The 13,382-nt window shown below is 64.5% G+C and carries 12 protein-coding genes and 1 tRNA gene; 7 read left to right on the top strand and 6 right to left on the bottom strand.

Annotation, left to right across the window (positions count from 1 at the left end):
- The first annotated feature begins 86 nt into the window (after positions 1-86).
- On the top strand, positions 87-707 hold the full coding sequence (locus Hrd1104_RS09820; protein ID WP_154552593.1) for a DUF309 domain-containing protein: 621 nt from the start codon (positions 87-89) through the stop codon (positions 705-707).
- A 24-nt stretch (positions 708-731) separates the two neighbouring features.
- Here Hrd1104_RS09820 and Hrd1104_RS09815 read toward each other — a convergent pair whose 3' ends face one another.
- The 3 genes from Hrd1104_RS09815 to Hrd1104_RS13140 all read right to left on the bottom strand — a co-directional run bounded on the left by Hrd1104_RS09815 (position 732) and on the right by Hrd1104_RS13140 (position 4,071).
- A complete protein-coding gene (locus Hrd1104_RS09815) occupies positions 732-1,958 on the bottom strand; it encodes a proteasome-activating nucleotidase (protein WP_154552592.1) in 1,227 nt (408 codons plus the stop codon).
- 115 nt (positions 1,959-2,073) lie between these two features.
- The gene (gene pepF / locus Hrd1104_RS09810) at positions 2,074-3,864 is read right to left on the bottom strand and encodes an oligoendopeptidase F (protein ID WP_154552590.1); all 1,791 of its coding nucleotides are present in this window, start codon (positions 3,862-3,864) and stop codon (positions 2,074-2,076) included.
- Positions 3,865-3,921: 57 nt separating this feature from the next.
- The gene (locus Hrd1104_RS13140) at positions 3,922-4,071 is read right to left on the bottom strand and encodes a hypothetical protein (RefSeq protein WP_195837577.1); all 150 of its coding nucleotides are present in this window, start codon (positions 4,069-4,071) and stop codon (positions 3,922-3,924) included.
- Between the two features lie 188 nt (positions 4,072-4,259).
- On the opposite strand from Hrd1104_RS13140, the gene Hrd1104_RS09805 reads away from it, so the two are divergent.
- The 4 genes from Hrd1104_RS09805 to trpA all read left to right on the top strand — a co-directional run bounded on the left by Hrd1104_RS09805 (position 4,260) and on the right by trpA (position 7,519).
- Positions 4,260-4,505, top strand: coding sequence for a CopG family transcriptional regulator (locus tag Hrd1104_RS09805; protein WP_154552589.1), 246 nt, complete (start codon positions 4,260-4,262; stop codon positions 4,503-4,505).
- Positions 4,506-4,602: 97 nt separating this feature from the next.
- Positions 4,603-5,388, top strand: a complete 786-nt coding sequence (gene trpC, locus Hrd1104_RS09800; RefSeq protein ID WP_154552588.1) for an indole-3-glycerol phosphate synthase — start codon at positions 4,603-4,605, stop codon at positions 5,386-5,388.
- Positions 5,385-6,632: a tryptophan synthase subunit beta gene (gene trpB, locus Hrd1104_RS09795; protein ID WP_154552587.1), complete on the top strand. Its 1,248-nt coding sequence runs from the start codon at positions 5,385-5,387 to the stop codon at positions 6,630-6,632. Before trpC ends, trpB begins: the two co-directional genes overlap by 4 nt.
- Positions 6,629-7,519: a tryptophan synthase subunit alpha gene (gene trpA / locus Hrd1104_RS09790; RefSeq protein WP_154552586.1), complete on the top strand. Its 891-nt coding sequence runs from the start codon at positions 6,629-6,631 to the stop codon at positions 7,517-7,519. The genes trpB and trpA overlap by 4 nt, the downstream gene beginning before the upstream one ends.
- 33 nt (positions 7,520-7,552) lie before the next feature.
- On the opposite strand, the gene Hrd1104_RS13135 is transcribed toward trpA, so the two are convergent.
- Positions 7,553-7,708, bottom strand: a complete 156-nt coding sequence (locus tag Hrd1104_RS13135; RefSeq protein WP_195837576.1) for a hypothetical protein — start codon at positions 7,706-7,708, stop codon at positions 7,553-7,555.
- 115 nt (positions 7,709-7,823) lie between these two features.
- Positions 7,824-8,492: a helix-turn-helix domain-containing protein gene (locus Hrd1104_RS09785; protein WP_229770453.1), complete on the bottom strand. Its 669-nt coding sequence runs from the start codon at positions 8,490-8,492 to the stop codon at positions 7,824-7,826.
- Between the two features lie 202 nt (positions 8,493-8,694).
- On the opposite strand from Hrd1104_RS09785, the gene Hrd1104_RS09780 reads away from it, so the two are divergent.
- Positions 8,695-8,767: transfer RNA gene (locus Hrd1104_RS09780), tRNA-Gln, on the top strand.
- Positions 8,768-8,978: 211 nt separating this feature from the next.
- Complete coding sequence (locus Hrd1104_RS09775; protein WP_154552585.1) at positions 8,979-10,166, top strand: MFS transporter; 1,188 nt, start codon at positions 8,979-8,981, stop codon at positions 10,164-10,166.
- Positions 10,167-10,184: 18 nt separating this feature from the next.
- Here Hrd1104_RS09775 and Hrd1104_RS09770 read toward each other — a convergent pair whose 3' ends face one another.
- Positions 10,185-13,373 (bottom strand): cellobiose phosphorylase, encoded by a 3,189-nt coding sequence (locus Hrd1104_RS09770; RefSeq protein WP_154552584.1) that lies wholly within the window; start codon positions 13,371-13,373, stop codon positions 10,185-10,187.
- Positions 13,374-13,382: the final 9 nt, after the last annotated feature.

Here is a 13,382-nt window from a genome sequence, read left to right as displayed (position 1 = left end):
TGGCTGATGGCGTCGTGATCATAGGCTGGCGGATGGCACTGGCCGGCGTCGGAGCCGTTTAGTCCGCTCGTCCGCAAGCCGGGCGCATGGACACGGCCTTACGGGCAGGTATCGCGCTGTACAACGCCGGGCGCTACCGGACCGCCCACGACGCCTGGGAACACGATTGGATCGGGATGAGCGACGCTGACGAACGCAAGGACTTCCTGCAGGGGCTGATCCAGTTTGCCGTCGCGATCCACCACGCGACCTCGGGCAACGCGGCCGGGGCGATAAGTCTCGCCGAGAAAGCCCCGACGTACCTCGATGGCTACGGCGACGCCTTCGCCGGCGTCGATCTCAAGCCTGCCAGGAGCTATCTCGCTGCGGTCCGAGAGGATCCGACGGTCGTCGACCGGCGAGAGCCGCCGACCCTGACCCACCACGGCGAGGCGATCGCACTCGACGATCTGGACTTCGACGGGACTGTGCTGGCGGCCGACGCCATCGCCGAGAGCGAGGGAGAGAGCGAAGAAGCGTTGATCGAGCAGGCGATCGAATATGCCAGAGCTGATCTGGATGCTGGCGAGGAGGGAAGCCAGTTCGTCACGTTCCTGTTCGATTACGTGCGGGAACCGCAGGCGCGGGCCATTGTGACCCAGCGACTCGGCGAACACGTCAGCCGACGACAATCCCGAGAAGACGACGTCTCTGGGCTGTTCGAGTAACGGGGTGGGGGCGGTCGTTCCGGATCAGTGGAACATGACCGGCGTTCCGACGCTGTCCTCGTGGTCGTCTTCCTGAATCTTCTCGATGGCGTCCGTGAAGTCCTCACGCCGGACGTCGGTGCGACTGTCCCGGATGGCGAACATTCCGGCCTCGGTGGTCAAACTCTCCAGTTCCGCGCCGGTCAGCCCATCAGTTTCGGTCGCGACGGCGTCGAGGGCGACTGTTTCGGCGAGATTCATCTCGCGGGTGTGGATCTCCAGGATGCGTTCGCGGCCTTCCTGATCGGGTTCGGGCACCTCGATGAGACGGTCGAAGCGACCGGGCCGGAGGATGGCGCGATCGAGCATGTCGAAGCGATTGGTGGCGGCGATGATGCGGATCTCCCCGCGGTCGTCAAAGCCATCCATTTCGCTGAGGAGTTGCATCATCGTCCGCTGGACTTCGGCGTCCCCGGAGGTCTTCGAGTCGGTCCGTTCGGAGGCCAGGGCGTCGATCTCGTCGATGAAGATGATCGCTGGCTCCCGTTCCTCGGCGAGTTCGAACAGATCACGGACGAGTTTCGCACCCTCGCCGATGAACTTTCGGACCAGTTCCGAGCCGGCCATCTTGATGAATGTGGCGTCGGTCTCGTTGGCGACGGCTTTGGCCAGCATCGTCTTGCCAGTTCCCGGCGGGCCGTGCAAGAGGACGCCACTGGGCGGGTCGATCCCGACTTTGCGGAACTGATCGGCGTTGATCAACGGCTGTTCGACGGCTTCTCGGACCTCCCGGATCTGGCTCTCGAGTCCACCGATGTCGTCGTAGGTGACGCCAGGCGATTCCGAAATCTCCATCGCCTGGGCGCGAGCGTCCGTCTCGGCTTCGAGCGTCGACTTCACGTTGAACGAGTCGTTGATCGCGACTCGCTCGCCCGCTTCGATCTCGCCTTCCAAGTTGGTCGGCAGATCGGTCAGCACTTCCTGATTGTTACCGTGCTGTTTGACGATCACGCCGTCGTCGGCGACCTCTTCGACGGTGCCGATGTACAGCGAGGACGTCTTGAGCGCTTGGTTTTCTCGTTCGAGCGTGTCGACTTCTTCGGCGAGCGAGCGCTGCCGTTGGCGGACGGCCGCGAGTTGTTCGTTCAACTCTTCGTTGACCCGAACGACGTCGACGTAGTGCTCTCTGAGCGCTGCGAGCCGCTCAGAAGGCGACATCTCGGGGTCGAGGTCCAGCGTGGGGCGATCCGGCAGCGAGGGACTGCGGGACATCTAACGTATGAACGTAGTCGGTCGGAGAAAAAGTGCCTTTGGGTCGCGGCTTTGCCCGCCCGATCGACACGTCACCGACGTTTCGTGACGCCCTGTCTAGCCGCCAGGGCGTGTCTCAGAGCAAGTCTGCCATCCGATCGAGGTTGTCGTCGTACTCGGCGATCGCGTCCTCGATCGGGCTGGACTCGGACATGTCCACCCCGGCGGTTCGGAGTAACTCGAGCGGGTAGTCGCTGGACCCACTGGCGAGGAACGCCCGATAGCGCTCGGCTGCCTCATCGCCCTCCTCGTCGATGGCCCGGGCCAGCGCGACGGCCGCCGAGATCCCGGTCGAATACTGGAAGACGTAAAACGACCGGTAGAAGTGTGGGATCCGCAGCCACTCGCGGGCGATCCGGTCGTCGACCTCGGCGGGCTCGTAGTAGTCGCTTTTGAGTTCTCGATAGAGATCGTTCAGCCGGTCGGGCGTCAGCGGCTCGCCCGCCTCGCTCATTTCGTGGGCACGGTGTTCGAACTCCGCGAACATCGTCTGGCGGAACAGCGTCGACCGGAAGCGTTCGAGGTACTGATTGAGCACGTGGCGACGCAGGTGGTCGTCCTCGACGGTCGCAAGCAGATGGCGGGTCAGCAGTGCCTCGTTGACCGTCGAGGCGACCTCGGCGACGAAGATCTCGTAGCTCGAGTAGACGTAGGGCTGGTTCTCGCTGGTGTACTCGCTGTGTAGCGAGTGGCCCAACTCGTGGGCAAGCGTGTACATCGACTCGACGTCGTCCTGGTAGTTCAGCAGAATGAACGGCTGGGAGTCGTAGGTCCCGCCCGAATAGGCCCCGGCCTGTTTCCCGCGGGTCTCGTAGACGTCGACCCACCGCGACTCCAGACCCTCGGCGACGCGGGACTGGTAGTCCTCTCCCAGTGGTGCGAGAGCCTCGACGACGTACTCACAGGCCTGCTCGTACTCGATATCTGGACTCTCGGTCTCGGTCAGCGGGACGTACAGGTCCCACATCTGCAGGTCGTCGCCGTCGGTGTGTTCTCGCTTGAGTTCGGCGTGGCGGTGCAGCGGGTCGAGATTGTCCCGGACCGTTTCGATCAGCGTGTCGTAGACTTCCACGGGGATGTTCGGGCCATGGAGCGACGCCTCGCGGGCAGTGTCGTAATTGCGGGCGGTCGCCAGCTTCGACCCCGTTTTGACCGTGTTCTTGTAGGCCGTGCTCACGGCGTTGTGGACCGTGTCCCACTCGTCGTAGAAGGCTTCGTAGACGTCTTCTCGGAACTCGCGATCGTGACGCTGCTGGAGGGTGGTGAAGTTGTTGAGCGTGATCTCGACGGCCTCGCCGTCGGGGTCCTCGACGGTGGGGAAGGTCATGTCGGCGTTGGTCAGCATGTCGTAGACCTCCCCCGGTGCGCCCATGACCTCACCCAGATCGGCCAGCAGGGACTCGACTTCTGTCGAGCGCGTGTGCGGTTTCATCCGCAACACGTCGTCGAAGTAGTGCTCGTACTCTTCGAGCTCCGGTTGGGCCTCGATCAGCGCCTCGACCTCCTCGCGGTCCAGGGACTGTATTTCCGGTTCCAGGAAACTCGCCGCACTGGAGGCTCGTGCCGAGAGTGACTGGGCGCGAGTAGCCATCGCTTGGGCGTCGTCGTCGCGGGTGTCCTCGTCGCGGCGCATTCGCGCGAACGAACTGACGTTCGAGACCGCGCGCATCAGCTGCTCGTAATCGTCGAGGACCGATAGCAACGTTTCGGCGTCTGCGGTTGCCTCTCCCTCGTAACTGGCGACGACCTCGATCAATTCCTCCGCGTCCTCGTAGGCGTCTTCCCACGCCTCGACGTCTGCATACAGTGACTCCAGAGCCCACTTGTACTCCTCGTCGATCTCGCTTCGTTCGGGTACGGAACTCACGCTCAACGCATAGGGCAGGCGGGCGCTAAAACGTTCGGACGCGACCCGAGCGAATCCTCATCGGTCCGGTTGGACGGTCAGATCGGTCGCAATCCACCCATCGGGATTGCCGTCCTCCGTGAATACGGTCCGGTTGGGAGACGATTCGAAACACTGCACTGGGACCTCTCGGTCGCGACCGCCGTCACCATTGTCGGTTCGGGCCATTACCTCTCCGTAGGTGGCGTGGCACGTATCAGTGTTTTGGCTAGCCTAAAACACTGGGAACGACAGCGGCACTGATCCGCTACTCACTACGGACGGGGTCCCTCCGCCACTGGTTTCGGGCCTGGGGTGTGTCTGGGCGGCCGGCACCGAGGGATAGATTCATCCGGATGCAACACTCACCGTCGGATATGCCGAAAATTTCGATCTCGTTGGCCGACCGTATCGAGAGCGACATCGACCGACTCATCGAGCAAGGTGAGTTCGTCAATCGCGACCAGGCCGTCGAAGAACTCCTGACGATGGGTGTCTCGGCCTACGAGACGACCGAGGAAGCGACCGAACTGGCCGAAGACGATCTGTTCTCCCAGACCGTCGAAGACCAGCAGGATCCCGCGATCCACGACGACGACCCCGACGAAGGGTACACTTTCTGAACGCCCTGGCAACGGCGGTTTTTCCACTTTCGCTTCCGTGTAGGGACGGGTCTGTGTCGCAAGTCTTATGAACATGTCTGTACGTTAGTGTACGGTAATGGACGCTAGTGAGGAGATGGCGCCCGAAGTACGATCGATCATCGAGGCTGCCCGCGACCGTGGCGAGGGCGACGGGCGGATCGACGTCCAGCCCCGGTCGGTGTCTGGGGCCTTCCAGCGGGCCGAGGGCGACGGGCGCGTGCCGACGATCGCCGAGGTCAAGCCGACGAGTCCAACGACAGAGGGGACGCGCGCTGACGATCCAGTGGCCCTCGCCGAGCAGATGGTCGACGGCGGTGCGGCCGCGCTGTCGGTGCTTACCGAACCCGACCACTTCGGGGGGTCGCCCGAGACGCTCCGGCGGGTTCGGGCGGCCGTCGACGTGCCGATCCTCCGGAAGGATTTCCTGCTCTATGAGGCCCAACTCGACGTGGTCGAGGCAGATATCGTCCTCTTGATCGTCCGATTCCTCGAAGCGGACGGGACAGACGACCTCGAAGCGATGCTCGCGGCCGCCCGTGACCGGGGCTTTCAGGTACTCGTCGAGACCCACTCCCGCGAGGAGGTCCAGCAAGCGATCGACGCGGGTGCGGAGCTCATCGGCGTCAACAACCGCGATCTCGCCGACTTGGAGCTGGATCTCTCGACGTTCGAGTCGGTTGCACCTACGGTCCCCGACGACGTGACGCTGATCGCCGAGAGCGGGATCGAGACGACCGCGGACGTGACCCGGATGCGGGACGCAGGTGCGGACGGACAACTGATCGGCTCGGCGATCATGGACGGCGACGTGCGTGCGAACACGGAACGACTGACAACACTCCCGGAGAACACAGAGCTATGAGCAGCGACACTGACGGCAAGTTCGGTGCCTACGGCGGCCAGTACGTCCCCGAGGCACTGATGCCCGCGATCGAGGAATTGCGCGACGCCTACGAACGATACGTCCTCGAAAACGAGGACGGCTTTATGGACGAGTTTCGACGGCGGCTGGCGGACTTCGGTGGCCGCCCCACGCCACTCCAGTACGCCGAGCAGTTGAGCGACCGTTACGACACCGACGTCTACCTCAAACGGGAAGACTTGCTTCACGGTGGCGCCCACAAACTCAACAACGCGCTGGGACAGGTCCTGCTGGCGAAGTACATGGGCAAAGACCGCATCATCGCCGAGACTGGTGCAGGCCAACACGGCACCGCGACCGCGATGGCTGCCGCCCATTTGGACATGCCCTGTGAGATCTTCATGGGGTCGACCGATATCAACCGTCAGCGGCCCAACGTCTTCCGGATGCGACTCAACGGTGCGGCGGTCAACCCGGTCACGACTGGCCGCGGGACGCTGAAAGAGGCCATCAGCGAGACGATGCGCGACTGGGCGACCAACGTCGAGGACACCCACTACGTCATCGGGTCGATCGTCGGCCCGGACCCGTTCCCGCGGATGGTCCGTGACTTCCAGTCGGTCATCGGCCAGGAGGCCCGCGAGCAAATCCGCGAGGAGACTGGCGCCCTCCCGGATTCTGTGGTCGCCTGTGCCGGCGGGGGGTCGAACACGATGGGTGCCTTCGACGCGTTTCGTGAGGACGAGGCCGTCGATTTGATCGCCGTCGAGGCCGGTGGCTCCTCCCTCGACGTCGACGAGGAGACGGGCGTTGCCCCCAACTCCGCGACGCTATCGACCGGGGAGGAAGGCGTCCTCCATGGCGCGCGGACGAAACTCCTGCAGGACAGCGACGGCCAGATAATGGAGTCTCACAGCGTCTCCGCGGGCCTGGACTATGCCGGTGTCGGCCCCGAACTCGCTCATCTCGTCGACTCGGGTCGCGTCCGAGCGGTAAACGTCGACGACGAGGTTGCCCTGGAGGCGTTCCATCGTCTTTCCCAACGGGAAGGGATCATCCCCGCCCTGGAGAGTGCTCACGCGTTCGGGTATCTCCAAGAGCACCCGGATGCCGTCGGCGACGTGACGGTCATCAACCTCTCGGGACGCGGTGATAAGGACTTAGAGACTGTCATCGAGGAAACGGAGCAACGCGATTTGGACGTCGACGTCGACATGAGTGTCTTCGCGGAGGCCGAACGATGAGCAACGACGCAATCGAGGCGGTGTTCGCGGCCGGCGAGCCCGCATTTATCCCCTACCTGGTCGCCGGTGATCCGGACTACGAGTCCTCCCTTTCGTACGTCGAGGCACTGGACCGTGGCGGGGCAGACATCATCGAACTCGGGCTCCCGTTCTCGGAGCCGATCGCCGAAGGGTCGACGATTCAGGACGCGATCGTTCGCTCCCTGCAGGCGGGGATGACGCCCGCCCGCTTCTTTTCGTTCGTCGACGATCTGGACGTCGAGGCCCCGCTGGTCTGTATGACCTACTACAATCTGATCTATCAATACGGGGCGAGGGAGGCCCACAGCGCCTCGGAAACGCCAAGCGGCGAAGCCACGAGCCAGGAGCCAGGACCCGAGGCCTTCGTCGCGCGGGCCGCTGAATCCGGGATCGCGGGGCTGGTCGTCCCCGACCTCCCGGCCGAGGAGGCCGACCCACTCCGGGCAGCGTGTGACGAGTACGGACTGGATCTGGTCTTCATCGTCGCGCCGACGACGGAAGGCGAGCGCCTCCAGCGGATGATGGAGCGGGTCTCGGGGTACGTCTACGTTCAGGCACGCTTGGGCACGACCGGTGCTCGCGACGACGTGAGCGATCAGACCGACGAGAGCCTCGCACGCCTCGCCGAGTGGGATGTCCCCAAGGCCGTCGGCTTCGGCATCAAAACCGGCGATCACGCCGAGCGGATCGTCTCAGCCGGTGCCGATGGCATCATCGTCGGGAGCGCACTGGTCGACATCGTTGCCGAAGGCACGGACAACGACGACCCGACCGAGGCCGTCGCCGATCGCCTCGAAGCCAAAGCCCGGGAACTCTCGGACGGAGCACTCCGGGGACTGACGCCGACGGCGGACGCTAACGACTAACCTGGCTCCGGAGCGTGTTGTTGTCGGGCGGTTTCACTGCGGTTCTGCTTTGCCGGCGTCGAAGCCGATCGACGCCAGGTCAGCCCGGTCGTAGACGAGTCGGCGACCGTCGACGTCCACCGTCACGCGAACCGCCGCGCGGCCCTCGGACAGTTCTAGCGTTTCGTCGATCGGTGTGTTCCGTGTCATACCGTTCGATGGTATGTGATGGGGCTGAATGCCTGTTGTCGCGAAGTACTTCGGGGTTTATACGGCACGGCGTTCGATCGACCGGCACGCCCGGCGATCGCGCCGAGCGGAGTCGTCAGTCCTCCCCGGGGAGGACGCTCTCGACGAGGTGTCCAAGTGCCCGGCGGAGCCGCACCGACATCGTGGACTCGGCGACGTCGAAGCGGTCGGCCAGGGTCGCGAGGTCAGTTTCGCGGGGTACGTCGAAGTAGCCTGCCTCGTGAGCCACAGACAAGACCTCGTGGGCATCAGTTTCGAGGGGGACCGGCAGCTCACCGATCGGCTGGCGCGCTTCGAAGACTCGTTCGAGTCGACAATCGATATCGTGGTCGCCACAGAACGAGAGGAACTCGCGGATCGACTCCCGGTCGGTCGTTCGGATACGGACGCGCCACCCCTCGGCCGTCGAACGCAGATCGAGCAGTTCGTCGCCGAAACTGGCCACGTGTTCGGTCATCACCGGGACGTCCGGGGCGATAGTCAGGCGATACGTTCGCCGGTCGGCGTCGGCCCCAAAGACCTCGCTTGCGGCGACAGTCGGATCGGCCGCAAGCGCCTCCTCGAAGGCGGGGAAATCCGACGTCAGCACGGTCACGTGAAACCAGGTCGTCTCCTCGTGGGAGACCGGCAATCGCTCGGCGTACACCGTCACGTCGTGATCACTGGCGAGTGTCGGCCCGAGCACGACGCGTGCGGATGCTACGGTCAGTTCCGCGATAATCGTCTGCTCGTCCACACGCGCCATTGGAGGGGCCACGATATGCCGATTTCGGCTTCTGCAGCGAACGGGCCGACAGCGGGTGCTGTCACGTGTCGTGCCCAAACGGTCATCGTACAGGGCACGACGACATCTCGGAACTAGCCGCTTCGACGCTCGCGAATCGATGACAGACTCGCGGTAAAGCGACAGTGTTTAGTTGTGGAATCACCAGATTTGCAGTACGCCCAGTCCATTAGGGTAGTGGCCAATCCTGCGAGCTTCTGGGGCTCGCGACCCTGGTTCGAATCCAGGATGGACTACTTCTGTCGCGAACGAATCCGTGAGCGACTGCTTCCGTAGCTGGATTCGACTCCTGGTCGGACCCACTGGTCCCTCCTGACAGCATTGAAGGGGACGTGGTGCGATCGTCCTGACGATGCGTCTCGAAACGGGACAGCCAGGCGGAGCTGTCTGGATCAGCCTTCCCCCGGAGTGTCGGCTGTTCGAGCAGGCTGCTCGCTTTCCTCACCCATGACCGAGCGGAGGCGCCTGGCCTTCGTTGTCTGGGCCGTGTTGGTCTCACAGGTGTTTCTCTATCCCGGCCTCGAGCAGCTGGTCCGGGCGCTGGGCGGTGGTGGGGGAATCCTCCCGCGAACCTGGTTTCTGGTCGCCGAGTTCGGTGCGTTCGTGGTCTGTGCGGTGTTGTGGGGACTGGCAAGCGATCGGCTCGGCCGGCGGACGCCGCTGGTCGTCGTCGGGGCGGCCGGGGGCGCAGCTAGCTACCTCGCTGTCGCGTTCGCGCCGCGTCTGGGTGTTGGCTTCGACGGTGTGTTGGTGCTTCGGGTGCTCGGCGGCGCGTTCACGATCGGTGCGTTCTCGTTGTCGATCACGAAGTTGATGGATCTCGCCGGTGGCCACGGCCGGAACATGGGTGCTGCCGGGGCGGCGATCGGCTTTGGCGCAGCACTTGGCTCGATTACCGGCGGTGGGCTCTCGACGGTCGATCCCCTCGCTCCGCTGTACGCGGGTGCAGCCGTCCTCGCCGGCGCAGCGCTACTCGCGGCGACGGTCCCGGACCGGACGTCGGGCGGCGGTCTCGACTTCGGCCCGCTGCTGGCTCGATTGCGCGGGAGACCGGCATTGATCGTGCCCTACGCGTTCGGGTTCATCGATCGCCTGACGGCCGGCTTTTTTGCACTCACTGGGGTTGCCTACTTCACCGATGCCTTCGGCGTCGGCCCCGCACTCGCCGGCGTCACCCTCGCGCTGTTTTTCTTCCCCTTCGCAGCGCTGCAGTATCCCATGGGGCATCTCTCCGATCGTGTCGGGCGGTTTCTCCCCGTTGTCGTCGGCTCACTCCTCTACGGTGTGACGATCGTCGCCGTGGGAGTTGCGCCGGTGTTCGCCCTCGCCGCGGCGCTGATGGTCGTCGTCGGGGTCTGCGGGGCGGCGGTCGCCCCAGCGACGATGGCGCTCGTGACTGATCTCGTCCCAGCCAGCGAGCGTGGGTCGGCCATGGGCGGGTTCAACGTCTTTGGTAGTCTCGGGATGCTTGCGGGGTTCCTCGTCGGCGGCGTCGTCGCCGACCGCTATGGCTTCCTCACTGCCTTTCTGGCCGCTGGGGGCCTCGAAATCGCGATCGCACTGCTGGCGGCACGAGCCGTCTATCGACTCACCGACGGCCGGATATTCGCCGGAAAAGAAGAGGGCGTCTCGTGAGCGTCTCCGTATCGGGTGTCAGCGCAGCTCGACCGTGATCTGTTCGGCCTCTCCCGACCGGACCCGTCGACTGTACGGTTCGCCGACCGTCCTACCGTCGACCTCCACGGTTTCGCCGCCTTCGAACGTGATGGTCACGGCCGCCGGGGCGACACCGTCCCCGAAGGTGTCCTCGCCCGCCGGATTGCGGTACTCGACGGTCGTCTCACCCAGGAACGTGCCCGTGAGGCGGCCGTCGTCGAACAGCCAGTCGGGCAGTCGCGGGTCCAGGGTGAGGGTGAGTTCGCCGTCTTCGAGCCCGAACGGACGCTCGCCGAACAACATGTGATGGAGCATGCTGAGAAACTCCACTGTCGAGCCGGTCAGCCGGGCGACGAACCCGCGGCCGTGCAGGGATTCGTCGGGGTGATCGGAGGAGACGAGGAACGAGGAATTCTCCAGTGGACTCCGTCCGTACTGCTCGGGATCCTGGAAGGGAATCGCCGCTTCTTGGAGGTCGGCGAAGAACTCCTCGTAGAGGCCAGCCCGCAGCAGCGCCTTGAGGTACTTATACTCCATGTGGAGCCAGATGGACTCGTTTTCGAGCCAGCCGGGCGTGAACGTGCGGGCGCGGCCGATGTCGAAGGGTTGGTCCGAGAGATCGGCGTTGACCTTGTACATGCCCAGCTTCTCGTCGTAGAGCCCACTGTCTTTGACCTGCTCGTAGATCGTCGCCGCATTGCCCGCCTCGGCACCGCTTTTGAGCGCTCTGACGGGGCCTTCGAGGAACAGCGGGAGGGGCTCGGGCTCGAAGGACTCCACCTCGACGAAGGCAGCGTCGTGATCGAGCCCTTCGGGAACCTCATCGACGTTGCGTTCACTGTGCTCCTCGACGTGGAACCGGAAGTACGTCGGGACCTCGCCGTCGTTGCGGTCTTTGGCGCGAGCGATCCCGTCGTCGACTTTCCCCTCGAAGGCCGCGAGGGCCTCGTCCAGTTCCCCGAGGTCGAGGTCGACGGTCTCGCCGTCGAAGCCCCAGTGGACGCGATCGCGATAGCGCTCGCGGGCGGTCGCGATCCGATCCCAGTAGGCGTGATCGCGGTCATCGCGATCGGTCTCGCGGTACCACGCCAGTGCGTCCCGGACCTCCTCCAGCAGATCGTAGATCTCGACGGGCAGCGTGAGGCTCTCGACCTCGCTCGGGGCGTCCGCGATGGCGTCTCTTGCCATCGCGAGCAGCCGGGAGAGTTCGTAGGTCTCGGGCATCGACGACCCGAAAATCGCTGGGAGGCCGGCCATCGCGTCGTCCCAGCCGGGGTTGCCGGCCTCCATCTCGATGCCCATGCCTTTCGGGTCCATCGTTGCGAACTTCACCAGCCCGAGTGCGGTGAGTTTCCCGAGGAGGTTCGTCTCGAAGACCTCGCCGTGGCCGTCGTCGGTCCGGACCGCGTACGGTCGGGCGTCCCGCGATTCGATGAGTTCCCGCTTCTGTTCGTCGTGTTCGAGCGTGTTGGCCTGGCGGATCTGGCCGTCGATGTCGACGTACTTCAGCTTTCGCGGGCGCACCTTGACGGCGGTGTCCTGGAAGGTGTACTCCTCGCGGCCGAAGAACAGATCGGCCTTGCGATCGGGGTAGATGTCCAGATACTTCTCGATGGAATCGAGGTTGTACGTCCAGTGGTCGACCCAGTAGCCGTCCCCGAAGGAGGTCTCGAAGTGGCGGGTGGCTTTCTCCAGGGCGACCGAGAGGAACGCCGCTGCATCGACCGTCAGACCGCCGTCTTCGACGATCGCGGCGGTGAGGAGCCCGCCGGGCGTAAAGGCGTCTTCGAGGGTGTCCTCGACGGCGTCGGGTGCCTCGACCAGATCGAGGATCGCGTCTCGATCCGCGGGTTCGACGAAAAAGCGGTTGCCCTCAAGCACCAGCGGGTTGTACCCGTCGGCCTGGACGAGATTCATGTAGGAGACGACGTTGAAGTCCTCGACGCCGGGCTTGAGCCAGACGTCCTCCCGGCGGTTCTGCAGGACGTCACGGAAGTTCCCGTTGCCCTGGGAGTAGAACTCGGGGGCGACGTAGAAGTCGTTGTAGTCCCGTTCGAGGTCGCCGTGTTTGCGGGAGTAGACGTGCTGGACGACATCCTCGTCTTCGCCGAGCAAGACCGGCCAGCCGCCACGGAGCACGTTGTCGAAGAACGTCTGGCGGGTATATTCGTCGAAGGTCTCGTCTGCCGTCTCGACGGCGACGTGATCCGTCAGGTCCCTGGCGAGATCGTTGGCTCGCTCGCGCTGCTGGGCGGCGAACTCGGCGTCCAGCCGTGCGGCGTGATCGAGTGCCTGCTCGTGCTCGCTGGCGTGGCCGACGAGCTCTTCCAGCGAGAGGGTCTCGCCGGGTGCGAGGGTCTCCTCGGTACCGAAGAAGCCACACGGCGTCCGCCCGACGGTGATCTGTTCAGCGTCGTAGACGGCATCGAGCCCGCCGTCACGGAACCGATCGGGGGCCGAGAGGGACGTCTCCTGGCCGAAGACGACGTTCGGATCGACCACCGGGTCGAGTTGTTCGCCGTCGGCGACGGCCGTGTAGAAGTGCCCGCCGTCGGCCTCCTCGAGCGTCGCTTCCTCGCCCATCGTCGGGTTGACCTGGTAGAAGGGTACGCCCGACTCGAGGTGCTTGACGGCCATCCAGGCCTCGCTGGTCCGGGCGACGAACTTGAGCTCCTCGTCGGGAACGCCGTCGGGGACGACGACTGGCAGACCGTCCAGTACCGAAAGTTCGACCGATTCCGTCCCGGTGTTTTCGATATCGACCTCCCGGACCAGTCCCGCGAACGGCTCCTCGGTCACAGTGAAATACCGGACGGTCACTTCGAGGCCGTGTTCGTCGTGGGTCTCGGTGAGTTCGAGTTCGTTCGCGCCGACGGCCATCTCCCGGTTGCCCGCCGAATCGGGGGCGAACGGTTCGTAGAACTCGCCGTCGACGTCGAGGAAGGTCCGAAAGCCGACCTTCGCTGTCTGGCGGTAGGCCTTGTTCGCCGGCAAGAACTCCATGATCGCGCTGTCCTTGTCGCCGACGCCCATACTGGTGATGGCCTGCCCGCGGTTGACGTACAGCACCCACAGCGGGATGCCCATCTCGCCGGCGATGCCGGGCAGGAAGCTCGAAAAGGGATCGCGGTCGTCGTACTCGCTGATAACGAATCGGTTGCGGTCGTCGAATGAGTGTCGGTCCATAGTTGGGGT

The organism is Halorhabdus sp. CBA1104 (assembly GCF_009690625.1).
Lineage (GTDB): Archaea > Halobacteriota > Halobacteria > Halobacteriales > Haloarculaceae > Halorhabdus.
The sequence above is the reverse complement of the archived record's forward strand: the minus strand, read 5'-3'. Positions and strand labels throughout refer to the sequence as shown.

Bases quoted from the DNA above. Each gene is read 5' to 3' on its own strand.
- Hrd1104_RS09775 (WP_154552585.1), top strand. From the start codon at position 8,979: ATGACCGAGCGGAGGCGCCTGGCCTTCGTTGTCTGGGCCGTGTTGGTC.
- trpA (WP_154552586.1), top strand. From the start codon at position 6,629: ATGAGCAACGACGCAATCGAGGCGGTGTTCGCGGCCGGCGAGCCCGCA.
- Hrd1104_RS09805 (WP_154552589.1), top strand. From the start codon at position 4,260: ATGCCGAAAATTTCGATCTCGTTGGCCGACCGTATCGAGAGCGACATC.
- trpB (WP_154552587.1), top strand. From the start codon at position 5,385: ATGAGCAGCGACACTGACGGCAAGTTCGGTGCCTACGGCGGCCAGTAC.
- trpC (WP_154552588.1), top strand. From the start codon at position 4,603: ATGGACGCTAGTGAGGAGATGGCGCCCGAAGTACGATCGATCATCGAG.
- Hrd1104_RS13135 (WP_195837576.1), bottom strand. From the start codon at position 7,708: ATGACACGGAACACACCGATCGACGAAACGCTAGAACTGTCCGAGGGC.
- Hrd1104_RS13140 (WP_195837577.1), bottom strand. From the start codon at position 4,071: ATGGCCCGAACCGACAATGGTGACGGCGGTCGCGACCGAGAGGTCCCA.
- Hrd1104_RS09770 (WP_154552584.1), bottom strand. From the start codon at position 13,373: ATGGACCGACACTCATTCGACGACCGCAACCGATTCGTTATCAGCGAG.
- Hrd1104_RS09815 (WP_154552592.1), bottom strand. From the start codon at position 1,958: ATGTCCCGCAGTCCCTCGCTGCCGGATCGCCCCACGCTGGACCTCGAC.
- Hrd1104_RS09785 (WP_229770453.1), bottom strand. From the start codon at position 8,492: ATGGCGCGTGTGGACGAGCAGACGATTATCGCGGAACTGACCGTAGCA.
- Hrd1104_RS09820 (WP_154552593.1), top strand. From the start codon at position 87: ATGGACACGGCCTTACGGGCAGGTATCGCGCTGTACAACGCCGGGCGC.